The organism is Sinorhizobium mexicanum, from assembly GCF_013488225.1.
Lineage (GTDB): Bacteria > Pseudomonadota > Alphaproteobacteria > Rhizobiales > Rhizobiaceae > Sinorhizobium > Sinorhizobium mexicanum.
Map to the genome: position 1 here is coordinate 141456 of NZ_CP041240.1, position 25180 is coordinate 166635.

17 protein-coding genes and 3 pseudogenes are annotated in these 25180 nt (G+C 56.9%); 10 read left to right on the forward strand and 10 right to left on the reverse strand.

What is annotated here, in order from left to right; all coding sequences use genetic code 11:
• Positions 1–883: 883 nt before the first annotated feature.
• Positions 884–1216, forward strand: a pseudogene (locus FKV68_RS33830) (hypothetical protein); the annotation flags it as partial.
• A gap of 114 nt (positions 1217–1330) precedes the next feature.
• Positions 1331–3259, forward strand: coding sequence for an acyltransferase family protein (locus FKV68_RS22860; RefSeq protein WP_180942244.1), 1929 nt, complete (start codon positions 1331–1333; stop codon positions 3257–3259).
• 618 nt (positions 3260–3877) lie between these two features.
• Here FKV68_RS22860 and FKV68_RS22865 read toward each other — a convergent pair.
• Positions 3878–4915 carry a nucleotidyl transferase AbiEii/AbiGii toxin family protein gene (locus FKV68_RS22865; RefSeq protein WP_180942245.1) on the reverse strand — a complete coding sequence of 346 codons (1038 nt, stop codon included), beginning with the start codon at positions 4913–4915 and terminating at the stop codon, positions 3878–3880.
• Positions 4908–5501, reverse strand: a complete 594-nt coding sequence (locus FKV68_RS22870; RefSeq protein ID WP_180942246.1) for a DUF6088 family protein — start codon at positions 5499–5501, stop codon at positions 4908–4910. The genes FKV68_RS22865 and FKV68_RS22870 overlap by 8 nt, the downstream gene beginning before the upstream one ends.
• Before the next feature lie 201 nt (positions 5502–5702).
• On the opposite strand from FKV68_RS22870, the gene FKV68_RS22875 reads away from it, so the two are divergent.
• From FKV68_RS22875 to FKV68_RS33570, 5 genes are all read left to right on the forward strand, one after another.
• Positions 5703–6230, forward strand: coding sequence for a hypothetical protein (locus FKV68_RS22875; RefSeq protein WP_180942247.1), 528 nt, complete (start codon positions 5703–5705; stop codon positions 6228–6230).
• Between the two features lie 24 nt (positions 6231–6254).
• Positions 6255–6752, forward strand: coding sequence for an acyltransferase family protein (locus FKV68_RS33305; RefSeq protein WP_246452683.1), 498 nt, complete (start codon positions 6255–6257; stop codon positions 6750–6752).
• 87 nt (positions 6753–6839) lie between these two features.
• Positions 6840–7337 carry an acyltransferase family protein gene (locus tag FKV68_RS33310; protein ID WP_246452685.1) on the forward strand — a complete coding sequence of 166 codons (498 nt, stop codon included), beginning with the start codon at positions 6840–6842 and terminating at the stop codon, positions 7335–7337.
• Positions 7338–7484: 147 nt separating this feature from the next.
• On the forward strand, positions 7485–7760 hold the full coding sequence (locus FKV68_RS33565; RefSeq protein ID WP_269808467.1) for a hypothetical protein: 276 nt from the start codon (positions 7485–7487) through the stop codon (positions 7758–7760).
• The gene (locus FKV68_RS33570; protein WP_345799328.1) at positions 7687–8199 is read left to right on the forward strand and encodes an SGNH hydrolase domain-containing protein; all 513 of its coding nucleotides are present in this window, start codon (positions 7687–7689) and stop codon (positions 8197–8199) included. The genes FKV68_RS33565 and FKV68_RS33570 overlap by 74 nt, the downstream gene beginning before the upstream one ends.
• Before the next feature lie 424 nt (positions 8200–8623).
• On the opposite strand, the gene FKV68_RS22890 is transcribed toward FKV68_RS33570, so the two are convergent.
• Positions 8624–8923, reverse strand: coding sequence for an omptin family outer membrane protease (locus FKV68_RS22890; protein WP_180942249.1), 300 nt, complete (start codon positions 8921–8923; stop codon positions 8624–8626).
• A gap of 1060 nt (positions 8924–9983) precedes the next feature.
• Here FKV68_RS22890 and FKV68_RS33835 point away from each other — a divergent pair.
• Positions 9984–10154, forward strand: coding sequence for a phage fiber-tail adaptor protein (locus tag FKV68_RS33835; protein ID WP_425347612.1), 171 nt, complete (start codon positions 9984–9986; stop codon positions 10152–10154).
• On the opposite strand, the gene FKV68_RS22895 is transcribed toward FKV68_RS33835, so the two are convergent.
• Together FKV68_RS22895 and FKV68_RS22900 are read right to left on the reverse strand one after the other, a co-directional pair.
• Positions 10155–10481 carry a BrnA antitoxin family protein gene (locus FKV68_RS22895; protein WP_180942250.1) on the reverse strand — a complete coding sequence of 109 codons (327 nt, stop codon included), beginning with the start codon at positions 10479–10481 and terminating at the stop codon, positions 10155–10157. It lies immediately after the preceding gene.
• On the reverse strand, positions 10478–10684 hold the full coding sequence (locus tag FKV68_RS22900) for a BrnT family toxin (protein WP_180942302.1): 207 nt from the start codon (positions 10682–10684) through the stop codon (positions 10478–10480). Before FKV68_RS22900 ends, FKV68_RS22895 begins: the two co-directional genes overlap by 4 nt.
• A gap of 477 nt (positions 10685–11161) precedes the next feature.
• Here FKV68_RS22900 and FKV68_RS22905 point away from each other — a divergent pair.
• Positions 11162–11844, forward strand: a pseudogene (locus FKV68_RS22905) (OmpW/AlkL family protein).
• A gap of 42 nt (positions 11845–11886) precedes the next feature.
• Here the strand turns inward: FKV68_RS22905 and FKV68_RS22910 are convergent.
• Positions 11887–12008, reverse strand: a pseudogene (locus tag FKV68_RS22910) (IS5/IS1182 family transposase); the annotation flags it as partial.
• Between the two features lie 146 nt (positions 12009–12154).
• On the opposite strand from FKV68_RS22910, the gene FKV68_RS22915 reads away from it, so the two are divergent.
• A complete protein-coding gene (locus FKV68_RS22915) occupies positions 12155–12703 on the forward strand; it encodes an NUDIX hydrolase (protein ID WP_425347608.1) in 549 nt (182 codons plus the stop codon).
• Between the two features lie 304 nt (positions 12704–13007).
• Here FKV68_RS22915 and FKV68_RS22920 read toward each other — a convergent pair whose 3' ends face one another.
• From FKV68_RS22920 to FKV68_RS22935, 4 genes are all read right to left on the reverse strand, one after another.
• On the reverse strand, positions 13008–14117 hold the full coding sequence (locus tag FKV68_RS22920; protein ID WP_180942253.1) for an FAD-dependent monooxygenase: 1110 nt from the start codon (positions 14115–14117) through the stop codon (positions 13008–13010).
• Positions 14118–15184: 1067 nt separating this feature from the next.
• Positions 15185–15895: a 4'-phosphopantetheinyl transferase family protein gene (locus FKV68_RS22925; protein WP_180942254.1), complete on the reverse strand. Its 711-nt coding sequence runs from the start codon at positions 15893–15895 to the stop codon at positions 15185–15187.
• Between the two features lie 203 nt (positions 15896–16098).
• A complete protein-coding gene (locus FKV68_RS22930) occupies positions 16099–17490 on the reverse strand; it encodes an MATE family efflux transporter (RefSeq protein ID WP_246452687.1) in 1392 nt (463 codons plus the stop codon).
• 20 nt (positions 17491–17510) lie between these two features.
• On the reverse strand, positions 17511–23972 hold the full coding sequence (locus FKV68_RS22935; protein WP_180942256.1) for a non-ribosomal peptide synthetase: 6462 nt from the start codon (positions 23970–23972) through the stop codon (positions 17511–17513).
• Positions 23973–25180 lie beyond the last annotated feature (1208 nt).

Consider the following 25180-nt stretch of genomic DNA (forward strand, 5'->3'; position numbering starts at 1 on the left):
ATCCGGCTGCGGGGCTTGAGTCGACGTCTCAAAATCGTTTTCGCCTCAGTTCAATTTTACAACGGGCCATACCCGAAAACGGTACATGGCCAACGTATATGGGGGTACTGTTCAAACCACCCGCTCTCGGTGCGGTCGGTCCTAATGCAACATCCCGTAAGTTCGGCAAAATCGAATGATTGGATTGAACACATCCAGGTCATGGATAGTCGAAGGTCGCATCTGAAGCTGCGTTCATGCTGAGCGCGACTTTGCGGCGTGTGCGCTGTTGGAGGCTCTAATCTTGACTGGCGCGTCACAAAACCTCTTTTCCATGGCGCCGAAAGGCCCACGCCTCACATCATTGCCGGGTTGGTCACGCACCGCGAACTGAGCGCACACACACTGATGTCGCGCGAAACCAAGCCGCTTCTCAGTCGATCGATCGCGACAATACTGGTGATGGAGCAGACCCGCATGCGTGCCAGCAATCGCGAAGGATCCGAAGAGCGCTTACCGTGCCGCGTGTTCTTTAAAGAGGCGTACCGGACCGCCCTATCCGTGGCGCGGATGGGGATCATCCAAATAATCGATTTTACGAATTAGCCGACACACCTCATAGAAGAACATCAATCAAATGAAATCAATCACATCGACAGCCCACTGCGAGCGCTGGAAGGACGGGAATGGCTTAAGAACAGATCGGACCGGAACTTGACGCAAGGATTATGCCGGCCAATTGAGAGCATCGCAATAATTGGCGACCACGCCTGATGCGCACCAATCAGGAGCGGCTTCGATCGCGGCCTGCCTCGGGAACGATCAAGAAGGCGGAGGTCTTTGCATGTGCTCTGAGGTGCAGTGCAAGCTGCACCGGGAATGTAGGTAGCAACTCGCCGACCATGTCGAAGTCGCCAAGCTCTTTTGTAATCGTACCGGCCGACAGGGGCCTTCAACGCAAGACGATTCGAAGGCAATTCGAAGTTGGACCGCAGCCGGACCTGAGCCTTGCGCGATCGCCTACGATTCGAGTGATGTCGCTGCTCGTTTGGGCGGTCTGAGCCGTTTCAAAACGTCGGCGTGGTTGCTTGGCACGAGTGCACAGGCGGCACAGCATTCACTTGGCATTCGACGACGACGGTCCTCATCTGTTCGGCATGTCGGAAATCCTCGTTGTGGTCGCCCACGTGAAGGCGACTTCTTGTACCGGCGAAGAAACGGAAGAACGGCAAGCTAAAGCAACGTACGACTGCCGAAGGCATGAACTTTGCTGCGGGCAACTCTGGCTGAGTACCACCCTTTGCGAGCCCTCAGTTGATCCGCTTGAATCGAAATTTCAACAGGTCCACTAATGTCACGAGAGTTTCGAACCGATATCCAGGCCTTGCGGGGTTTGGCTGTCCTGCTGGTCGTCCTTTATCATGCCCGCATCGAGCCGTTCGGGTATCTTGGCGTCGATATTTTCTTCGTGATTTCGGGCTTTCTGATCACCGGCCTCATCAAGACGCAGCTTGAGCAATCACGCTTCAGCTTTTGGGATTTCTATTATCGGCGCGCGAAACGTCTGTTGCCGGCTGCCTATGTCGTCATCGCGCTTACAACGATCGCTGCGCCTTTCTTCCTGTCAGATATGGGCATGCAGGAGTTCCGAAATCAGGTCCTCGGAGCGCTCACATTGACCGGCAATATTGTTCTCTGGTTTCAGTCGGACTATTTCGGCGGAGCCGCTGAAACGAAGCCCCTCCTGCATTTCTGGTCGCTCGCTGTCGAAGGGCAGTGTTACCTGCTGCTCCCTGCCTTCTTGGCCTTGACCCCCAAAAGATGGTGGCTCACGGGGGTTAGTTCACTCCTCGTTGCCAGCGCGGTGCTATGTTTCTATGTGGCCTTTCGTCACCCATCCGCTGCATTTTATCTTCTGCCGACCCGCTTTTGGGAAATGGCTATTGGTTCGCTCGGGGCGCTGCTTCCCGCCAGCTCTCGCGTGGCTGTCAAGGTTGCGATACTGCGCCTCCCGGCGCTAGCGCTTCTCCTCATTGTTCCCATTGCCCCTACTGGGCTTCAGAACCCGGTCATGGATGCCGCGTTGGTTTGCTTGGCAACCCTGATCCTCCTGCTTGCACCCAGCAGGAATAATGTGGCGGTTCGAGGCATGGCAAGGATCGGGGACATCTCGTACTCGCTCTATCTGATCCATTGGCCCGTGTTCGTCTACGTGCGGTCTGCTTGGCTGGCAGAGCCTCCTGCGCTTGCGATCTATACGGCAATTGCCTTCTCAGTTGTCGCGAGTTGGGCTCTTTACCGTTTCGTGGAGGAACCCTTCCGGCGGGGGGTGGTCACGTCGCATGTACGGCTGGCCCCAGGATTCGTTGCCGCATCGATTGTTCTCGGCTTCGCACCCGCAGTCGACATTGCCGCAACCCAGAGCAAGGCGGACTTTTCGGAGATCCGGCGGATCAATTACGGCCTGGGAAGGGCATGTGATCTCACACCTGGATCGCCTCCTCATGGTGTCCCGGAGGCCTGTCAGACGACGAAAAGGCCGCAATTGCTGGTCTGGGGTGATTCATTTGCCATGGCATTGGTTCCCGGCTTGGCCAAAACAGTCGGAGAAGCCGGATTGGCTCAACTCACCATGAGCGGATGCCTCCCCGCCATTGGCGTTGCCGCCTTCTCCAAGCGTGCAGCGTCTCCCTATCCCCGCGCCTTCGGCGAGGATTGCATTCGCTTCAATGACAGTGTCTTGGCTATCCTGAAAAGTCGGCCGGAGATACGAACTGTCGTCATCTCAAGCCCGTTTGACTCCCCTGTATCCAACGACTTCATGCTGCTTGAGAGGCGTGATGGTGCGTTCACGGAGGTTGAAACTTCGGAAGATGGAGCCGCCGAGGGTATCAAGGCTCTCGTCGAAGCCGTTCGCGCCCTGGGCAGGCGAGTGGTCGTTGTCGCTCCTCCGCCAGTCGCAAGCTTCGATATCGCCGATTGCCTTGAGCGAAAGGCAAGGGGAGGTGTTATGCTCGGGCGCCACAGTGATTGTAAGATACATGTCAGCGATTACCGCCGGATGCGATCGCGCACGATCGAGCTCTTGAATCAAGTGGCCTCGAAGGCTGACGTAGAGGTTGTCTCTTACCGCGACTTTCTCTGCGACGACACCACATGCAAGACCGAGGTCGACGGCAAGTTCCTTTACCGAGACAGCGGTCATCTTTCCTATGAAGGCTCCGAAATTATCGCTCGAAAGGCGAGACTTGCAGAGAGGCTGATCAAAGCTGCTCGTTAGAGCGTTTTTCCAATGGATCCAGTTCACCTTTCGAAACGCAGCTGATTTCTTGGGTCGGAGTGAACCGCCCGTGAACATACCCAAGGACTGCGGTATCCGGCAAATGCCTCGCCGTTGCCGCACAATGGCTGAAGGCCCTCTTGAGCATGCATGCGGTGGCGCTGTCTTGCGGCGTGATAAAAAGCTCCCTCTGCTTTTTGACCTAAGTCTTCGCCACAGGCACCCAGCGATCGTAAACCGGCATTCCAAGCCGATAGGTAGTCGTGGCAGTGATTGTTGCTCCAGCGAATGCGGTCCGAAGCACCGGATGCAGCCGATCGAGCCTTCTGGCGAACGCGTTACGAGGACGAACGCTCCGATCGCAACTGGCCGGGTTGCTGCGGCTTGCGCCGCGGCAAGTATTTGCCCCTGTCCGGAGCGTCTCGCGCGACAGGCTCATGACATCAAGGCGTATTCAAGGAACTCGATCGCCTTGTGATTCCGAGAAACTCGAATCCGAGAAATCCAGCACGTATCCGCCCCTCGAGCGAAGTCGACGAAGTCAGTCAAACAGGCGCAGGTCAATGGATCGTGACGAGCTAGTCTAATGGACTTTTCTCCCCACAGGGTCGCCTTGTGCTATTTGTTTATTGTTTCTTGGAGAGCCGCGAGTTTCTCAAGTATTTCGACGAGGGGTGGCGGGCTCTCATCGAACATCATGAGGGCCATTGCCCTGTAGTCGGCGCGGAGATCCTTGATCCGCCTTTCGTCCGGCAAGAGCCGTAGCGCGCCTGGACGGGCGGTGTCGTAACTGGCCCAGCCGGAACGAAAGAAGGTTGCCTTGTGCTTGGCGACCTGAGCGAGAAGCTCGAAATCGGTGGCGGCGGCTTTGCCCTCGTCCGTGCCGAGGAGCATCGCGAGATCGTAGTAGTGTCGCGAAAAATATTGCGGCGTCGGAGACTCGGCGGGGCGATGTGCCTCCGCATGCAATGCGGTCGCCTTCTCCCAGAAGGTGCGGCGGGCGGAGAGGACGGTGACGGTGCTCTCAGGCTCCTCAAAGAAGTGGGGATAGTCCTCCGCCGCATATGGGCGAATGATCCTCTGTTCAGTGGGCCATGGATCGCCGCGCGCGCCGAGTTCGAGCTTCACCCGTGGGGTGATGTAGGCCATGCCTTCATATTCGGAGGTAGGTAGCACGGTCGGATAGAGGAAGTTCACCGTCTGCGCGTCGCTGGCGTCGATTTCCAACGACCATTCGCCTTTGGTCGGCTCGCCGAGTTGCTCGACGATGGCGAATCGAAGAGCCGGAAGCAGCTTCTCCGCAATATGCTTCTCGACATCGCTCACCAGGGCTTCAATAAGTTTGTTCGCCTGCTTCTTGCTGATGCCTTCCTTCTCGGGATCGCGGTCGCCCGTGTAGCCGAGATCCGCTCGATCGAAAGACAGGTCGATATCTTCGGAAAAGCGACGGATTGCGCCGAACGCCTTGGAAAGGGACGTGCCACCTTTGAAGACAAGGGTGGCGGTATCCTTCTCAGGCAGGCCGAAAAGCCGCTTCAACGTCCAGCAGACCCAGAAGTCCTTTTCGATGATCGTATTGGCGACTCCTCGGCCAGCGCCTGTTTCGCCAAAGAGGGCTGCCCGATCCCCGGCTGGAAGAAGAGCTACCTTATCCATCGATCTCACCCGACGCCGCATTGGCGATCGAAACAAGCGTCGGCCGCATCCAGGCGGGAGCTTGGACCGCAGTCGATGCGAGCTTCTTCTTGTCGCTGACCGAAAGACGACGGGCCGCGATCTGCGCAACGTCGCGGGCACGTACCGCCCCCACGTGACGAAGGGCCTGTACGACTGTGCCGGCCGCGCTACCCGGAGCGATCAGATGCTTGGGCGAGGCGTGACGCAGATCGACCACGCGCTTGCCCAGTACGACACGGCGGGAGGGGCCATCGGTCAGATAGATGCTCTTTGCCGGAACCTGAGTGGAAAGACCGAGCGCGTTCGCTGCACGCGCACCCGCGATCTGCACATGGGATCCAGTCTCCCGCGCCAATGCTTGCGCGACATCGTCGGGAGTCGGCGAAAGGGGACCAAGTTGCGGATGGACCTTCGGGAAGTCGTACAGGCCTCGCGCTAGGCGCCGAAGCTTTCCAGCCTTGACCAGTCGGGAGAGCGCCTGGTCGACCGCCGCGCGTTCAGCCACATCCAGGAAGTCGCTAGGCGTGAAAACCCCACCACGCCCGCGTGCACGGGCGCGCCTCATGATCTGATCCGGTACTGAGGTCGCAGTGGTTTTCATATGTCAGAAAATAGCCCACATTTTTCTGACATTCAAGGTCGGAGTGTTGCGCGATCTGAAGCGAGGCGAGAACCTACGCTCTGGCTTGTTTGGAACGCATCGAAAATCTATCCAGAGACATACCCCGCTGCCCAAATCGACGATGAAGCCAGTTGTCGAGGAAGTATGGTTTTACATGGCGATCAAGATCGCTACCTCGCCAAGCCCGAGGAAAGAAGTTTTTCGACCCGCGCGCCAATTGCCGGAAACATGAATTTCAGAAAAGGCAGCGTCTCGGGATCTGGCAGAAAGCGCTCCTTACCATCCAGGATCGCCTGTCGCATGACCTGTGATCGTTTCGCCCATTTTCCTTTTTTTCCTGGGCTTTTATCAGATCATCGCATTCGTCTTCTCGAAGAGCAAAGCCATAGTCAGCGCGTGTTCCGAGTATGCGAGCGATCCAGCGCCTGGATGCAGGTCATCCAAACAATCGATTTACGAATTACCGGACATGCTTCATTAGAGGAGCATCAATTGACCGAAATCAAGCACACAACACCTGCTGCCGGCGACTTTCTTCGTCATTGGGGAGGAAACGGACAACGTGTCGAAATCAATCCAGCGAATGATTCCAGACGGCGCCATTTTTCACTTCGTTCCTACAGACAACTATGGCTGACAACGTGCCTCGAGTCCTCAGTTTCATCCACTTAAATCGAGAATTTCATCAGGTCTTCCATGCCGAGAGAATTTCGAACTGATATCCAGGCATTGCGAGGTCTGGCTGTACTGCTGGTTGTCGTTTATCATGCCCGTGTCGAGCCGTTTGCAGCGGGTTATCTTGGCGTTGATATTTTTTTTGTGATTTCGGGCTTCCTGATCACAGGTCTCATCAAGACGCAGCTTGAGCAATCACGCTTCAGCTTTTGGGAATTCTATTATCAACGTGCGAAACGTCTGTTGCGGGCGGCCTATGTCGTCATTGCGCTCACAACGATCGCTGCGCCCTTCTTTCTGTCAGACGTCGGCCTGCGGGAGTTTCGTACTCAGGTCCTCGGGGCGCTTACATTTACAGCCGGTATCGTTTTTTTGGTTTCAGTCGGACTATTTTGGCGGAGCCGCCGAAACGAAGCCCCTTCTGCATTTCTGGTCGCTCGCTGTCGAAGAACAGTATTATCTGCTGCTTCCTGCTTTCTTGGCTTTGACTCCCAAGAGATGGTGGCTCACGGGAGTTAGTTCGCTCCTCGTTGCCAGCGTCGTGCTATGCCTTTACGTGGCTTCTCGTGACCCATCCGCTGCATTTTATCTTCTACCGACCCGATTTTGGGAAATAGCCATTGGTTCGTTCGGGGCTTTGCTTCCCGGCAGCCCTCGCGTGCTGCCAAGCTTGCGGCGCTGCGCCTCCCGGCGCTCACGCTTCTCCTTGTTATTCCCGTTGCCCCTGTTGGCTCCCAGCACCCTGGCGTGGATGCAGCTTTGGTTGGTTTGGGAACCCTGATCCTCCTGCTTGCACCCAGCAGGAATAATGTGGCAGTTCGAGGCATGGCGAGGATTGGGGACATCTCGTACTCGCTCTATCTGATCCATTGGCCCGTGCTCGTCTATGTGAGGGCTGTTTGGCTGGCAGAGCCGCCTGCGCTTGCGATCTATGCGGCAGTTGCTTTCTCTTTTGTTGCGAGCTTAGCTCTTCACCGTTTCGTGGAGGAGCCGTTTCGGCAGGGGCTCGTCATGTCTCGCAGGAGGATGGCCTCAGGCCTGCTCGCCGTATCGGTTTATTCTCGGCTTCGCACCCTCAGTCGCAATTGCCGAAACCCAAAGTAAGGTCGACTTTGCTGAGATCCGACGCATCAATTACGGCTTGGGAAGCGCATGTGTTTTCAGTCCCGGATCGCCTCCTCAGGGTATCCCGGAGGCTTGCCAGACGACGGGACAGGCCGCGATTTGCTGGTCTGGGGCGATTCATTTGCGATGGCACTGGTTCCCGGCTTGGCTAAAACAGTCGGAGAAGCCGGACTGGCTCAGCTCACCATGAGCGCATGCCTCCCCGCCATTGGCGTTGCTGCCTTCTCGAAGAGCTCAACAACCACTCCCTATTACCCCCGTGCCTTTGGCATGGACTGTATTCGCTTCAATGACAGTGTTCTGGACATCCTGAAAAATCGCCCCGGAGGTGAGCACCGTCGTCATTTCAAGCCCATTTGCCACCGCCGTATCGAAGGACTTTATGCTGCTCAAAAGGAGTAATGATACTTTCGCGGAGGTTGAAGCTTCGGTAGATGGAGCCGCCGAGGGTATCAAGTCTCTCGTCGAAGCTGTTCGCGCCCTGGGCAAGCGAGTGGTCGTTGTTGCTCCTCCGCCAGTCGCAAGTTTCGATATCGCCGATTGCCTTGAGCGAAAGGCAAGGGGAGGTGTTATGCTCGGGCGCTACAGTGATTGTAAGATACATGTCAGCGATTATCGCCGGATGCGATCGCGCACGCTCGAGTTCTTGAATCAAGTGGCCTCGAAGGCTGACGTAGAGGTTGTCTCTTACCACGACTTTCTCTGCGACGACATCACATGCAAGACCGAGATCGACGGCAAATTCCTTTATCGAGACAGCGGTCATCTTTCCTATGAAGGTTCCGAGATCATCGCTCGAAAGACGAAACTTGCTGAGAAGCTCATCAGGGCTGCTCGGTAGAGCATGATCCACAAATGGGTTCGAATCATCCAGCTCGTGATCCGGCCCGGTGCTCGTCCTCATGGTTGCGTTGACGTCTTTGGAAGTCAGAACGAGCCCTTGAGCCCGAAGGAGATCGAGATCGCCTCGAAATTCGCCCCGCCTCATCCTTCGTCCACGGGAGGCGGGTTCCGTCCAACAGGTCCCGTATTTCCATCTTGCCGCGGTTGTGAAACACGCGCTCGAACGAACCGGACAGATAAAGCGAAGCACCTGGCGTCAATGCGTAATTGACCGCAACCGTGGCGCCAATCGCCGGCGCCGGATCCATATCGTCAGATAACGCCGGGCCGCCGAGGTGGTCCGTCGATGTCCCTGATACCCAAGCTCAAGCCGCCCTGAATGCCGCCGCGGATCCTGAGATCGCCGATGGCCTGATGGCCGCTCAGGCCGATGAAGCTAACCGGAACCTTTTGCCGATAGCTGTTTCTAATTCCCGGTCTGCCCATACAACGGGCTGATCGCGGAAGCCATCCTCGCTCGAATGGGTGCCCGATCCGCCATAGGCTGTCCACTGAATGTCAGTGTAGCGCAAACCGGCGCCGATCGTGATACTGCTGGTCTCATTGCTGTAGATGATCCGATCCAATTCGATTGCTCCGGCGACATAATGATCGGTGTTGGGGTGGGTTGAGCGATCGCTCCAGTCATCGTGCCCAGGACTCAGCCAGTCGGTGTCGACCATATGACCAGGTGCCGCCGGTGCCGAAGTTGACGCTGCCCTTCACGCTCCCGGTCGTCGTCGATCTGCGCGTCTGCACCGGCGGTGAAAAGGGTGATCCCCTTGCTCTCCCAGTTCAGCTGACTGCACTTGTGGCCCTTTGCGCTCCCCAACCCGAGTTTGTGCACGACTGTGAGCCGTTGTAGACAAATTCCTGGGCCTTGATGTTAGTAAGGCCGATTCCGCCGAAAGCGATGAAAGTGCCATTGTCGGAGGAAAACAGAACGTCGTGTGCGGCAGCGAGTGACGGAGTGGCCACCAAAAAATAGGAATTGACTGCGGATCCGGCGATGACGCGCCTTGATCAGCTGACCACGTGTTTCGTCCACCGCCTCCGTGTCGAGCCTGAGCTTCCACGCCTCTAACGCTCTTGTGGGGCATTAGACTTGCGCTCAGCGCACGCCACCGCCGTTGATGGAACCGCTTCGCGCTGCCGCCGAGCGGCAGCCCGCGTCAAGCCGTCCGGCGACTGCACGTACGTTTGGCGCATGTCGTTGTCCTTTGCTGAAGAGCGATCGAATTGTCAGCACGAGGCAGACACCGCCGCGCGGATATCTTTGCCGAAACAGCGACCGCACGAGCGCATTGCCTGCGAGCGCGCTGGAAAGCTGCGCCTGATCGCGCTCGCCTCCTCGGCGATTTTACCTGAAAGCAGTACCCAGGGACACGTCTGGGAGGTGTCCTGACACCGGTTCTGAGGGGCTCGGCGTGTAGGTCGACGTGTCCCTGGGCATGTACCTAATGCAACATCCCGTACGAACCGCAAAAATCGATTTCTTGGATGGCGCCGATCCACCCTACGGATGAATGAAGACATGTGTGGGCCGAGGCGAGAGATTCGGTAATGTCTGCGTCACAGTAGTCGTAGCCAACTGTCCGACGAGCCGTCGTCCTTCACCTCGAGCAGGATACTGGCCGACCAGCTCCCCTGGTTGTCCGGGTTTATAAGTGACCCTATGTATGCATACCCCACCGCTCCCTACGACGGCTAACATGTTCTCCAGCGAACAAGTGGCATGAAGTCCTGCGAACGGCTCGACGGCACTCGGATTCTTCAAGGGCAAAAGGGCCGCCTCCCACTGTCTGGCTCTCCTCCGGTACGGACGGGACGAATTACAGCCTCGTCAACCGTGTCGTGACGGCGGGCGGCAGGACGTACGACCAGACAGTGCGGCTCAAGGTGAGGGCGAAGTAGTTAACCGGCCTTCTTCAACCCGGCAGCCTTCCTAAGGTCGTCGTTCATCCGGCTTTGCCAGCCTTTGCCGCAGTTCTTTTTGTAATAGTCAATGATATCCGGATCGAGGCGAATGGATATCTGCTGCCTTGGGTTCTCAACTGCCGGTCGGCCTCTGGCACGCTTGATGCTCTCGGCCAGGTCCGGGAAAGCCTCAGCAAAAGGCTTTGCCTGCCTAAGCTGCTCGTCGGTGGCCTCTGGGGCGTCTGGGTCGCTGGCTATCTTGCGCTGAATATCTGCCTCCTCCTTGTCGGAGATCCGGCGGATGCGGCGGGATAGATTGGTCATAGTAAGCTCCTTTCCTTCCGGTTGGCGTCACGCATGGAGATAATCGAAACGCCTTCCGAACCAAGGCGGGCGAAGACTACGGCAATCACACCATTGCGCAGAACGCCGATCGCCGTGAAGCGACCTTCCTTGGCCGGGACCACCACAGACGAAGCGAAAAATTCCATGTCCAGATCGGCGAAATCATAGCCGTGCTTGGCGATGTTGGTTTTGCGCTTGGTTTAGTCGTGGGTGATCTTCATGCATTTGTTGTATCACATTTAATGCCGCTGGCAAGAATAAAAGTGATACGATAAATAATTTTTGTGATGCAGAATGATTTCGCCCATGTTGTCGGACGCTGAGCGTATACCGGCGGCCCGTACACATTGGGCTGCGGGGCGGCTACAGTGGCGCTGATGGCGATGGCTCCACCTTCATACGGGTGCGGGAGACGACAAAGCGCACGCACTGCCGGTTAGACGCGTTGTTAGAACTTCGACAACTGTCGGAGATAGCACAAGGCGCTATGCATGCCATCCAATTGATCTGCAACAATGCTCCCATTCGGCACGATGGTTGCTTGCCTCTCGGCTAACGCGGTGGTCACCGCGTTAGCCGATGTAAACCCCTCGCTAGCTGTACCGGTGTGAGGGACTCAGGAAAGGCGAGAACCACGAATCTCGGTCGAAGGAGGGAAAATGATATCCAGCAATATCGTCCGCGCCATCATCACCGCCGCAGCATTGGTTGCTGCCTGCACCGCCGAAGCGGCGGATCTGACGACGGCACAATTTACGGCTCCCGCCGCTGCTGCAGCGGCAGACACGACCCTTGGCAGATACGCTTGCGGGGGCTTAACGTGATCACCAACGACTCCGGCCGCGTCGACGGATTGCAGGGTTCGGACCTTTCCTTTTCGAATACGGTCATACCAGAATTCGACATCTCGTATTTCTTCAACGAGAATATCGCCGCCGAGCTCATCCTCGGCACAACCTACGCCAATGTTTACGGCAGTGGCTCAATTTCAACGCTCGGAGAGATCGGCAAGACTTGGCTGCTGCCGCCAACCCTGACCCTTCAATACCATTTCACCGATTTCGGCACTTTTCGGCCCTATGTCGGCGCCGGCGTCAATTATACGCTGTTCTACAACCAGTCAGGCAAAAGTGCCCGTAGCCTTGATGTCAAGAACACCTTCGGCGTCGCCCTACAGGCTGGCTTCGACTATATGGTCGACGACCACTGGGGCGTGAACTTCGATGCGAAGAAAATCTTCCTGAGACCAGATTTCGAGGCCAATGTCGGTGGCGCCGGTGTCAGCGGCAAGGCCAAGCTCGATCCATGGCTGATCGGCGCGGGCGTTACCTATCGTTTCTAGTCCGATATCTGTCGGCGGGGCATGGGGTCGTAACGACCTGATCCAGATGCGTCTCGCGGCCAGGCTTATGGCCGCGAGAAAGTGGCGGGTTCCTTGTCATATCTCGTCGCGATGCTGCGGAACTGCTTGAATTTGTTGAAGAACCGTTCGATCACATTTTGCTGAGGGGGACCTGAACTTGCGGTTCGTTTTGACGTAATGTCAGGCCAAGCCGTCCTCGCGCACGTCCTGCAGCATCGGTTCTGCCATCGGATGGTCCTGGACTCACCCTGCGGTCGATCAAAGGTTACTCGGTCTGCCGTCTGCGTCGATGACCGCGCGGCTCTTTTTTGGTCAAACCGCCTGTCTTGGTAGGTGCGCAATGAGAAACAATGAACGCTGCCTTGCGCGCCTTGCGCCATTGGCCGCCACCATGATGCAAAATGGCGCGGTCGAGCAGATCGGTGCGATCTGCCACCGGTTCGGTGAGAACGGAAGCGTTCAGATTCTTCTGATTACAACGCGAAGCTCTCGCCGATGGACGATACCAAAAGGGTGGCCTATCAAGGATCTGAAACCTCACCGTGTTGCCGAGCGGGAGGCGTGGGAAGAGGCCGGCATAACAGGAAAAGCGAAGAAACGCCCTTGGGGCTATTACACCTATCTCAAGACACTCGCGAATGGCAGGAAAGTTGCTCCGGTTGTCGCGGCGCACTTGCTCAAGGTGGACGGGGTCCACAGCAAGTTTCCAGAGCAGGGAGAAAGACAACTCGCGTGGCTTTCGCCGACTGACGCCGCCGCTCGTGTTCAAGAGCCCGAGTTGAAGGGATTGCTCACGAGTGTGTTGAAGAAGATTCCCGCTGAAAGCGACAGCCGGTGAAACATAAACGGCTCCCGCATAGCACGCAGGGATGAGGAGTCATCCTGGGTAATTGGCCCTTCGTCACGGTCAGGAGAATCCATGCCGGACGAACCTCGCTCGCAAGAGCCGCTACACGGTATCAAGATCGCGGACGCCACTCACTGTCGATCATGAACAGCGTTCCGAGAAGGCGACACGCGCGGCCGGGTGGCGCAGGGCGCGTCGGTAACGTTATATCGCGACTTCGCTGCCACGACCTCGTCCTTTAGATGTCGTGAGCCTGGTTTTCTCCAGCGACTGACCTTAGGCGGGCCTTGCTGTGTCAGGACAAGAGCGGGTGTGTGAGGGGTTCGTAAGTGCGCCGGTACAGCGAGTCGCCGAACAGCCGCAGGACAGCGTTTCGTATCGTACTCGAACCCGTTCTGAGCTTGTCGCGTGCGCGTGACTTCTTCTGTACCCATGCGACCCGGCCAATGCGGGCCTCGTGGAACCGTTGGAGGATGCCTTCGATCGACCCGCCCTTGGTGACAAGCTCTGCAAGAACGACCGCGTCCTCGATTGCCATGCCGGCGCCCTGGGCCATGCTCGGCGATGAGGCGTGCGCTGCGTCACCGATCAGGACACAACGATCCGCTACCCACCGTCTTGCGGGAACTTCCTGCAAAACGGCTCGATGGACCGCGGTGTCCGGATCTAGAGCCGTCACAATCGGGCCTAGCGGCCCAGCGAAGTCGCCGAACAGCCGCTTCAAAACATCGACGGAGCCGTCGTCGAATTCGCTCGAGCGACAGTCGGCGTATATGTACGTTTCCCTTTCACTGATCGGAATGCCGAGCAGGGTGCGGCCTTTCCCGATCATCGCCGTCCAGCCATCGATCTCGCCGTTGTTGCGGACGACCAGACGCCAGCAGGAGATGTCGATCTGGCGAGCGGCATTCGGACCGAACACGGCGCTTCGTAGCGGCGAATTGACGCCTGCCGCGCCGATCACGAGGTCGTATTCTCTTTCTCGAGCGTCGGAGAAGCGCACTATGCGCTTATCACCCCCGGACACCGTCGAAACCGCTTCCAAGCCATAGTTCACGGTGCCAGGATTCAGCGAATTCTCGAGGATGCCTGCCAGAGATTGGCGCGATAGGGCGAGACAGGGCCCGCAATCTTTCCAGACGTTTGCGGTTCTGACGTCGTTCAGAACTGAACCCGAAGGCGAAAGGATTCGTTGAGAAGCTATTGGATAGGCGACGGACCTGACTTCGTCGAGCAGCCCCAGGTCGCCGAGCGCTCTTGCGGCGTTTCCCAGAAGGAAGATTCCCGCGCCCTCGGTCGGCGGCCGTTCTCGCCGTTCGACGACCTCGCACTCGACGCCTTTCATTTCCAATGCTCGTGCCGCCGAAAGTCCAGCTATTCCTGCCCCCGCAATCAATACTCTCATCGATCATTCCTGCGTAAGCGACCTGCGGTCGACATTATTTTTCAACTTGCGGGTTCGATATGACACACTCGACGATGGATCGCCACCCGGACTTTTAGACGGCTGAGCAGTAGCCGTGTTGCCTCGTTCCGCCGCTCTCCACCTCTCGAAGGCAGAAGTGGAGAATCCAGTCCGAGCGCCACAATGACGAGTGGACGGCAAGGCATTACCCGCATTCGCCCAAATGCGCCCTGAAGATCTCGACGGGCGTGCGACAGCCCAGGCAAGTGCGCGACAGCGCGTTCAGATGGATGGGTGAGGGCGACGCGCTGCTACTGACTGACCGTGACAGCTTAGTATCGCCGCGTATGACGTCTGGGCATGACGTCTGATTTCAGAACGGTTCCAGTTACCCGTGGGGGTCAGTGAATTGGGACGCCTCGCCTTTGCCCGCAGGAATTCCTTTTGCCCAACTGATAAGAACGTGATGGCTTCCACTTCATGAGCAGCAACAACTCTGCCAGACCTCCCATAATGCCAAGACCGGATGTCTCACAAGCGTGTTCCGTTCGTCGAGAAGATCAATGCTGTTGAAGGTCTGAAGGTGACGCCGCGGATGCGGACCGTGCTGCATGAAGGACCGGTCCCGCGAGAAACGCCGCCCTGCTTTCTTCCGCTCTTAGGACGTAGCCCGGCTCAGTGCGAAGAAGAGGCTGGTTGATCGCGATCTGGTAAACCCCACCGCCGCCAGAACCCGTCGCCATCCTTAGGAGCTTGATTTGAGCACTTCGCGTAGAATGGCCAGGATTCCTGGTGCCGCTTTGGTAGATTTCGATAAGCTTGGCCGCGAGCTCCTCAGCGGCGGGGGAATCCGCATTTTTCGTGTTTTGAGCTCTTCGTCGAACAAGCCTTGCAGCAATTCTACGTCGCTCGGAGTGAGGACGTGAAGGTCGCCCAAAGTGAAACGAAACGTGGGTGAATCTCCTTTCGTCAGGCGATAATGCGGAACGCTCGCAGGCGGCCCGGCTGGCTGCCGTCGTTGTTTTACACCTAATGACGGCATATGCGAGGTCGCTGAAAGCCGTAGGTTAATATCCGGGCTCAACGCCCCTGCCGCCCGGTTCAAGCGCAAAATGATCACCCTTGTATCGCGGGGCCGCAATGAAAACTGCAGTCAGTATTAGTCCATTTGCAATAATGAAGCGGCCGCGGAGTTCCCCCGGACAAACGTTCGCCGGCACGAGTGTGTGCGGAAGCTGAGCAACGAATGAGCCATCGTCCGGAACGATGGTGACCACGGCATCCTCGAAGCCCAACCACTCGCGTGTAAGCGGGAACCACGCCTTGAAGATGCTCTCCTTGGCGCTAAAGAGCAGCCGTCCCCAATTGAGGCGTCCGGATGCGTTGGCGATCCAATATCGCTCCTCGTCACCCGAAATGAGCGACAACACGCCTGAGGGCAGCTCCTCGTCGACTTCCGCATCGATTCCAAGCGCAACGTAGTCTTCCTGCAAGGCCACAGCCGCGGCATAGAAACCAGCGCAGTGTGTTATGCTGCCAACGATGCCAGCCGGCCAAAGCGGTTCTCGGTGAGGCCCACTCGGGATCGCGCACGGAGGAAAGCCAAGCTTGGACAATGCCGCTCTGGCGCAGGCCCGCCCGATCGAGAATTCACGCCTTCTGCTTTTGACTGCGGTAGCGATTGCACTCTCTTCTTCAGGCATCACTTGGAACCCGCTGCCTTCACTTGCTCGACAAGTTTGCACGGCAACATACGATGGTAGCAGCGTTTCTATCACCTGAGACTTCCTCGCGCTCTGGCACAAAGTACTGTTGGGAACCTCATGCAAAATCGCGCTTGGGGCCGACGACGCATCCCTGCCGATGCCGTTGAACCGGCTTCAGCATTAGCAGCTAAGGTAGGCATGACTTCTCCATTGGATCCGGCTGGTCAGCTACATCCCAGGCAGGTCCGAAATGATCGCCACGTTCGCATCAGCTCTCAGCCTTCGCCGCTTGATGGCCGGGAAGGGAGCCTATCTTTGAGATCGCCGAACTGCCTGATTATTACAAATACAGCCAGCAGCCCTGCCACCAGCTCAGCAGCTGCCTGGCTGATCAATACTCCGTTGAAGCCCCAGATATCCGGCAACGCTAGTATGGCTGGTACGAAGAGATATCCTTGCCTCGCGAAGGAAACGACCGCACTCAGACGTGCTCTCCCGAACGACTGAAGCATGGTTATTACAACGTACTGAACACCAAAGAGCCCGAAAAAGAGATGGAACATGATGCAGGTCGAGACAGCGATTTCAGCGACGTCCTCGCTATCGCTCAAAAGTCGGACGATTGGCCGGGCAAAAATCACGACCACAGCAGAAAAGGTAGCTGAAAATGCAACGGCCACGGATAGCATGAACTTCGCGGCCTTCCGCGCCCGAGCGAAATCCCGTGCTCCCCAACTGAAACCGAGAACCGCTTGGGAGCCTATACACAGGCCCATGATCGGCAGTGTCCCGATTGTTAACAACCGTGCGGCTATACCCACAGCGGCAATGGAATCGTCCCCGAATGGTGCAGCAGCCCTGTACAAGAGCACGAAAGCAACAGCGGACAACATACCGGTGACGGTTGCGGGAGCTCCAATGGCGCTGATCTGCTTTACGCGGTCGCCCTTCAAAGCGATGTACGAAGGTCGGACCCGGACAATCCCACGTTGCTTCACGAAATATAGGACGTAGAGGCTAGTGGCGGCGATCTGAGACAACAGTGTTGCGAGCGCCGCGCCTCGAACTCCAAGGTCCAGCGAAAAAATTAGGATCGGATCGAGCAGCGCATTCAGCGCAAAAGCCGTAATCATGGTCCACATACTGAATCGAGTGTTACCCTCAGCCCTTACGATGGACCCGTTGACCATGTTCGACAGTATGAGAGTGTAACCAAATAGGAGCGTGGATGCGTAGTCGAGCGCGGCTGGCATTATCGTCCGACTGGCGCCGAGCAAAGCGAGAACGTCGCGCAGACTGAGAAGCAGAACGACAGTAAGTGCGACCCCGATCGGAGCCGCTAGAGCGAGTGCCGAGCTCGCGCCTCGGCTTGCCTCTAACGAGTTGCCAGCGCCAAGATTGCGCGACACGAACGAAGCTGTGCCGACACCGATTCCCTGTCCGACTGAGGTGAGCAGGAGTACGATGGGCAAAGTTATGCTGACCGCGGCGATAGCCTGCGCACTGAGCGTCCCCACGAAGATTGCATTCACGAACTGCTGAAGTGCATTGATCGACAAACCAATAATCGAGGGAATGGCAAGCCGTATGATGAGGCGGGGAACGTTGCCATTCGACAAACTGATATGCTCTGCCGGTGAAGCCATGCGCTCGCCGTCACCCTTCACCGGTCGCTCCGACGGCCTCATCAGTTATTGCCCGGTTGACCAAATTCCCGAAAAGCATCGACAGTCTGTAGGATTTCCTCGTGCAAGATTGTGCAGAGGTTGCGGGTCGTTTCGTAGCCAACTTGTCGTGGATCGTATCTCACTTCGATTTGTAGTTCGCCCGATTGGTACCCGACGCGAAACCAGAAGAGATAGTTCATAACTGACTGATCCATATCGTCGCCGATCCACAAGGGGTGTGGATGTCTGGATAACAGGCGGCGCGGATAATGACGTTGGAGTCTCGCTCGATAGTTCACTCCGATGCGGGGCAACGGCAGGCAATCGATCCGCTCCCGCACGGCGGGATGCCGATTCAAGAACTTCAAAGCGCGGAAGCCTATGCCTTGGCGCGGCAACGAGCTGCGCTGCTGATATATAGAGCGGGCGCGGTCTGGACGAGACTCCGTTCCGGTAACGTATAACGGAATCGGCACCAGTTCACCGATATAGCCAATGATTTGAGACGGGTCGATGTCGTCGAATAGCCGTCCCCTGGTCGAAGTGAGGCTGTCAATCCAGAGTGAGTAATTTCCGAAAGCGCGGCCAAATGCCCCCGAAATAGCCGCAAGCAAGAGATCAAAATCCTCGCATTGCGCAGATGCCGCCGCAACCTTGAGAAGTTTCCCCGTTGTTTCCTCGCCGATCCTTAGATGATACGTGGCCTGATCTTTCCAAAGTGGCCTGCAGAATTCTTCATCGATATGTTCCTCAGAGCCTACATAGTGGAGCCACCTCGCAGTCTCAGCTGAAAACCCCGCCGCATCCCGGCCAGCGTCGCTCACACCTATGTCAAACAGGTCATACCGTAGTCCCTCCCAATGCTCGAGCTCGGTTACCGCTTCGCCATTCGCGTAATTATCCAATCGCTGCAGCCATTGAGACAGGGTGGTCGTCGTCCCTGGATCTTCAGTAGTGCTGCCTCCAGTGAACGAAACACAAGCTGCCTCGAGTGCGTTCAGGAACAGTCTGTATCCAAGCCCGTCTGCTACGAAGTGGTGCAGCAGAACAAGCAAATAGTAATCGCCACTCTCTGATGTCCGGAAGGCTGAGACTCTGATAAGAGGTGTCCGACCGTCAAATCGAAATGCGTGCTGACGGTTCGCGCAGCCGCGTTCAATCACTGTGAGTTGTTGCGCGGTGGCCATGCCGATAAGGTCTATTACTTCTACGATAGGCTCCGGTATCGATCCGATTACCGGAGATAAGCCGCTCTCCGATGTAGCGATTCGGAGCCTTAGTCCTTCCTCTCGGCCGATGACGTAGGCAAGCGCACGTTCAAGAACGGAGACATTCAAAGTGCCGGCGGGAATGAAGAAGAGATCGCCGATGTTGTAGTGCTCGCCGATTCCGACACAACGATTCCAATGTGAGACCGCAGGGGTCACTGGAAGCGGTCCATCGGAAGCCGCTAAGGCAGATGTCGCGGCCGAGGTTTGGTCCGTTGCCAATTCCCGGATGGTTGGTGTCCGGTGCACTTGGTTGACTGTTAGGATCAGTCCCGCTTTACGCGCCAGTGTAACGCACCGCACACTCAGAAGCGAATTTCCACCGATATCAAAGAAGCTATCATCGATTCCAATAGATTTAACGCCCAACAGCTCTTGCCAGATATTGGCGAGAAGTCGCTCCCTCTCCGTCCTTGGCTCAACGGACTTGGCCTTTTGCATTGCACGGGATGCGACGGACGGCAGACGAGCCCGATCGATCTTCCCGCTCGCTGTGAGCGGCATACGGTGCACCATCTGAACATCGGATGGGATCATGTAAGATGGCAGTGTCTGCCGCAGATGGCTCACAATGTCTCCGGAGGTCAGGCTGTCGTCAGCTAGGACCACAAGGGCAACCAGTCGCCGATCATCATCCTCGCCCTTTACGAATGCGGCGGCCTGCGTGATGGCAGGATGAGATACGAGCGCCGTCTCAATTTCCTCGAGCTCTATTCGGAACCCCCGAAGCTGGACTTGATTGTCCGCTCGACCGCTAATCTCCAGAAGACCTTTGGCTGAGACGCGGGCGATATCACCACTGCGATAAAGGACGCTGTATTGACCTTTATCGTACGGATTTGGAACGAAACAGTGTTGTGTTCGCTCTGGATCCTTCCAATATCCCGCGCTCACGCACCGCCCTGCCACACAGAGTTCACCTGCGACTCCCACGGGAACCCGCTTCAACTGTGCGTCAAGGACGTACGTTCTCACATTATCGATCGGGCGCCCGACGGGCACAGCTGAAGAGCCATCGTCGGCATCCGATGTTCCGTATACCGCTGCATTGGACGCGCACTCCGTAGTGCCATAAAAATTCCACAGCGGCACATCTGGAAAGCACTCTCGCCAACGAAAAGGAAGCGATGGCGGCATCGGCTCAGCGCTGCTTGTAATCAGGCGCAGGTTGGTCGTTTTCGGCAGTCGCTCTTGAGCGGCAATTAAACCGGACAGAATGGGCGGAGAGGCAAACAACCGCGTGACGTGATGCTGTGCCAAAGCCCTCAACAAGAGCTCGGGGTCGTGCAACTGTTCTTGCGTCAGGATTAGCGTGGGCACCCCCTTCAGGAGTCCTCCAAAATACTCCCATGCGGCAGCAACAAGTGCCGCGGGCTTCTGCACAGCCATCACGTCGAAGCGATCAAAGGGAAAACATCGCCACATCCAGTTCAGCCGATTGAGTATTGCGGATTCCGGTATGAGAACGCCCTTCGCCCTTCCCGTCGACGATGAGGTGTATATCAGGCTGGCTGCGCCCTCATCGGCCAATTCGACAGTTCGGTGCGTTAGCCGGCCGGGGGCGTACCTGGCCTCCAGGTTAGACAGATTAACGCACGGCACACCCAAATCGACCTCTTCGTCCTCGCTGGCGTGAACAAGCAGCTTCGCGCCACTGTCCCTCACGATATGGCCGACCCGTTCCTCCGGGTAATCTGGCGATATAGGCACGACAGTTGCCTGCAAATCCCGGATGGCCAAAGTTGTGGCCGCTACATCAGGCGACCTGTCGACCAGCATCGCAACGATGTCACCCGGCCCCACGCCGCACCTCCGCAGAACGGACTGGATCGCAACCATGCGTTCGCGCAGTTGGCCAAACGTGATTGCTCCGAACTCGCCGAAGTAAGCCACCCGATCGATGTTTGAAGCGCTCACCTGATCGAACGCCTCGACAAGCGAAGGCTCGTTCTCATATGACCGCTCCTCACCCTTGAGCGAGTTTAGAATGGCAACTTCCGACGGGCTGAGGCTGCTCAGGGTGACAATCGGCTCGGCCGATCTCTCGACACAGGCAGCAAGGAGATGGCGAAGATTATCGGCCATGCGGGCGATGATATCGCTCGAAAAGATGTCTTCCGCATAAGCCAGTTGCAATGCAATTGCATCGCCTTCGTCTTGCGCGTAAAGCGTGAGGTCGAATTTCACATAACCTGTGTCGTATTCGCGAAATGTCAGTTCCAAATCGCGTTTGGCAGGAGGTTCCGCGGGCTCGGAGTACATGTTGAACATGACTTGGAAGATCGGTGATCGACCGGGCTCGCGGTGAAATCGGGTATCCCTGACCATCCAGCTAAATGGATACGCCGAGTTCGCGATGGCATCGCTTATGAGGTCCTGCACGCGAGTTACGTGAGCCGCGAAGGACTTATTGACGTCGATCGTGGTTCGAATTGGCAGCATGTTGAGGAAAAATCCCACGATCTCCTCGGTGCCTGGCTGGCTGCGCACCACGTGCGGTATACCAACGATCACATCGTCTTGGCCGCTATACATCCGCAACAGCAGCTTGAAGCATGCCAATAGGATTGTGGAAGTCGTGCACCTGTGCCGGCGCGCAAAATCTCGCACTTGATCAGACAGTTCGCCGCCAAGGAGAACCGCATGCGAGTTCCCGCGGTAGGAGCCTACTTTCGGCCGCGGTCGATCATTCCCGAGCGAAAGTACGGGAGGATTGTCGCCTAGCTGACGACGCCAATAGCGTCGCTGATCACTCAGCGACTCCGGTGTAACGTGTACGCTTTCCCAGAGCGCGTAGGTCGAGAGTGAAGGGCGATCTCCCGGAGAGACTGCAGCGGCATTGGAGTATCTCGTTTGTAAATCTCTTAGCAGGACAGAGATTGACCATGCATCTATGATGATTTCGTGCGCGGTTATCAGCATGAGATGGTCGTCGGCGCCAAGACGGATCAGGCGCGCACGAAACAAATGGCCCTGACTGAGATCAAAGGGATTGTTGAGCTCCGTCCGCCGCAACTCCGCCAAAAGCTCCTCGGCCTCTTCTTGAGGCAGGTGAGTGGCGTCCACCAACTCTATATCGGAGATCTGCGGATCATCAAAAATCTGAACCGGCCCATCTTCGTCGATAAAACGCGCCGAAAGCGCGTCATGCGCCTGAACAACATCGTTCCAGGCTTTATTGAATGCGGTTGGGTCGATAGCACCTCGGATACGCACGCCGCCCTGAATGATGTAATTTTTCGCGGTCAGATCGAGCTGCCAGAGAAACCAAAGGTGTTCTTGCACTCGCGTCAGGGGCGCTCGTCTGAGCTTTCCACACGCGGGGAGTACATTCTTTGTCGTTTCGGATTGGCTTGATATAGACAATGCAAGCGACCTGATGGTCCCATTCAGAACAACCCTGAAATCCGCATTTGCTCCGAGCTGCCTCTGAATCTGAGCCAATATGAGTACCGCGCGGAGCGAGTCGCCCCCAAGATCCATAAATTGGTCATTGACGCCAATGCCTTCGATCCGAAGAACGCTGGACCAGATATCTCGTAGTGTGCTTTCAAGCTCTGTCTTTGGTTGTTCGGGCGGACCGAGCTGCGCCGGGCGAACGGTTGTCGGATCTGGCAGTAACGCGAGATCAACCTTCCCGTTTCGGGTGATCGGCATCCGGTCGACACGAATGATTCGCTCCGGAAGCATGTAGCCGGGAAGCGTTTCGGCAGCAAAGCTCCGGAGTTCACCCTCTGAAAGTTCGGCAGGAGCCGACACATAGGCCAGTATTCGTCTTGGCCCAGTTTCTCGATCGCTGCTGGTTATTTCCCGAGCCGTGAGCTTCACGCTCTCGTTGACGGGTGCCATAGCAACGGCGGCACTTACCAAAGGATGAGCGCAGAGGCGAGACTCGATTTCTCCAAGTTCGATCCGGTGCCCCCGGATCTTGATCTGACGATCTCGCCTACCAAGACACTCCAGCAGGCCATCTGCCCTGATGCGTCCGAGATCGCCGGTCTTGTAGAGCTGCCGATAGGATGGATCGTCCGAGAACGGGTTCGACAAAAAGACGTCTTTGGTACGCACGCCATCGTTGATGTATCCATCAGCGACACCGACGCCGCTAACACAGATCTCTCCAACTTCTCCCGTCTTGCACAGACGCGAACCATCGGCGACATAAACCCTAAGATTGGCAATAGGCTTACCGATGGGCAAATAGGTGTCAGTTGTACTGGGCGGGAGAGGTATCAAATGGTGTGTAACCCCATCCGCACATTCGGTCGGTCCGTAGTGATTGAGAATTGGGACGCGAGGAAAGAGTGTCAGCCACCCGTGCGCCAAGGCAGGCGTCAGCGGCTCGCCGACCGTGGAGACCATGCGCAAGGCACGAAGAAACCGTTTCTTGACTGAGAGTGTCCGGAGATACTCAACGAAGACGGCTAGCACCGATGGAACGAACTGGGCAATTGTGACGCGATTTGCCTGCAGTGCCTCAAGAAGGGCCGCCGGAGATCTCACTGTCGAATCATCTATGATCGCGACGCAACTGCCGACACATAACCCTGCCAAAAGCTGCCACAGCGAGATGTCAAAACTATGGGAGGCAGTTTGTGCGACACAGTCCTTCTCACTTAGCTCGAGCGCATCCATCTTGGCCCTCAAGTGGTTGTTCAGGCCTGCGCGCTTGACCATCACCCCCTTGGGTCTCCCTGTCGAACCGGACGTAAACAGAATGTAAGCGAGATGGCCCTCAGCCGAAGCCGGCATTCCAGGGGAGGCACGGGCGCCGCGTAGCGCCGTCTGCACCGTCAAGAATTGCCGGCCGTTGCTGCTTTCCTGAAAGAGGCCAAGCTCCTCCAGTGTTTCCGGCCCGATGATCAGAGTGCATCCACTTTGCTCGATCATGAATGAAATGCGGGAGGCCGGCAAAGATGGATCGAGCGGCAGATATGTTGAGCCGCTTTTCAGAATTGCAATTACTGTTGCTGCCCAATTGGGATTTCGCTCACCGAAATACCCCACGATTGTGCCCTCTGCGCTGCGCTCTCGCAGTGTGCTCGCAATTTTGTCCGACAGCAGCTGCAGCTCACCATATGTGAGTTCTTCCGCGCCATGTTTAATCGCTATCCTGTCCGGGAACGACGCCGCAATTTCATCGATAGCCGTAACTACATCGATGAGCTGACTTCCGACAAATTCGGACTTCGCAGTCCGGCCTTCGTTGAGCATGAGTTTTCCTCGTAGGCGAGACAATCACCAGGTCAGGGTGCGTTATGATGTCGGTGTGGGTATCCGGCTGGCGCCTGTCCTGAGCCGGCGCGAGGCAGCAAACAACATAGGTTGAGAAGTGTCGATCCAGGACCGCCGCGACACCGAAGTGTACTCCGAACCGGAGTGGGGCCCGCATTCTGGAAAGGCGAGTATTCGACTGAGCCGGTGTCGGGACCAAGCCGCCGATTTCGTTGGTCGTCCCGCTGTTGCATGTGACGGCGGCGGCGGCCGCGCTTATGACGCCAGACGAGCTGAAGTCCGGATTGGTCGCGGAATCGACCTGACAGTTCGCGGTGGTCGTCGTCCGACGTTGAGGTTAGTGGTGGTGGCAGTCTGTCCGAATGTGGAGCCGGGGAAGAGCGCCGGCAAGCGCCGCAAGCGCGTCCAAAACCTAAGTAGCGTGTTTGCACTGCGTCCGTCCGAGATGCTTCAGAAATGGAATGTTTATTGATGTTGCCATCCACGACATGAAATCGGTTGGCAGCTCCTGCCGCCTTGCGACAAGGGAGCTTCAAAAGTCGTGCCAACTACGCAGGGGAGGGAACAGGAATAATTCTCTGTATATTATCAAAGGCCTATGAAAGGCGTAGGAATCGAACAGCATCGTGTCGCGGACTCGACAAACCGACAAGTAGGTGTCGGGTAATCTCTGGTCGAGGTGCCGCCGCCAGACGCTTGCCGAAGCAATCGACAACACTTTGACTAGAGGCCGAACCCCCCGGGCGCACCTTGGGCGACACTCGGTAACCAAAGGCCATTGGCGCCACGCCAGCCGACAATCGGAATGTCGCACTTGCGATCGAACTTGCCAATCGGCGCCTGGCGTACACAATTCACCGCAGTCCGGAACTTGTGGCCGGGAATCTGGATGGTGCTATCCCTCGAATAGGCGACATCGCACGATAGGAGGGCTAGGGCGATCAGGGCGCATAGGCCGCACTTTGGCATAGTGAGTCCCACCTCATTTCAGCAAATGCTGATTTTACATCGGACGGAGGAGTTTGGCCCTTAGCCTTTCCGACCTAGCTCGGGCGGACGAGTCCGCGAGGCGCACTGCCGTAAAGGCGACGCACGCGTTTGAACAGTATTTGACAGTCAGGAACCGTCTCTGGTGCATAAACAAAAGGGCGCAATCTGGAAAACCAGACCGCGCCAAAGCGCACTTA

What these genes read in the sequence shown, in the direction of transcription:
- FKV68_RS22860 (WP_180942244.1), top strand. Translation starts at nt 1,331, where the DNA reads ATGTCACGAGAGTTTCGAACCGATATCCAGGCCTTGCGGGGTTTGGCT.
- FKV68_RS22865 (WP_180942245.1), bottom strand. Translation starts at nt 4,915, where the DNA reads ATGGATAAGGTAGCTCTTCTTCCAGCCGGGGATCGGGCAGCCCTCTTT.
- FKV68_RS22870 (WP_180942246.1), bottom strand. Translation starts at nt 5,501, where the DNA reads ATGAGGCGCGCCCGTGCACGCGGGCGTGGTGGGGTTTTCACGCCTAGC.
- FKV68_RS22875 (WP_180942247.1), top strand. Translation starts at nt 5,703, where the DNA reads ATGGTTTTACATGGCGATCAAGATCGCTACCTCGCCAAGCCCGAGGAA.
- FKV68_RS33305 (WP_246452683.1), top strand. Translation starts at nt 6,255, where the DNA reads ATGCCGAGAGAATTTCGAACTGATATCCAGGCATTGCGAGGTCTGGCT.
- FKV68_RS33565 (WP_269808467.1), top strand. Translation starts at nt 7,485, where the DNA reads ATGGCACTGGTTCCCGGCTTGGCTAAAACAGTCGGAGAAGCCGGACTG.
- FKV68_RS22890 (WP_180942249.1), bottom strand. Translation starts at nt 8,923, where the DNA reads ATGGTCGACACCGACTGGCTGAGTCCTGGGCACGATGACTGGAGCGAT.
- FKV68_RS22895 (WP_180942250.1), bottom strand. Translation starts at nt 10,481, where the DNA reads ATGACCAATCTATCCCGCCGCATCCGCCGGATCTCCGACAAGGAGGAG.
- FKV68_RS22915 (WP_425347608.1), top strand. Translation starts at nt 12,155, where the DNA reads ATGACCGCGCGGCTCTTTTTTGGTCAAACCGCCTGTCTTGGTAGGTGC.
- FKV68_RS22920 (WP_180942253.1), bottom strand. Translation starts at nt 14,117, where the DNA reads ATGAGAGTATTGATTGCGGGGGCAGGAATAGCTGGACTTTCGGCGGCA.
- FKV68_RS22935 (WP_180942256.1), bottom strand. Translation starts at nt 23,972, where the DNA reads ATGCTCAACGAAGGCCGGACTGCGAAGTCCGAATTTGTCGGAAGTCAG.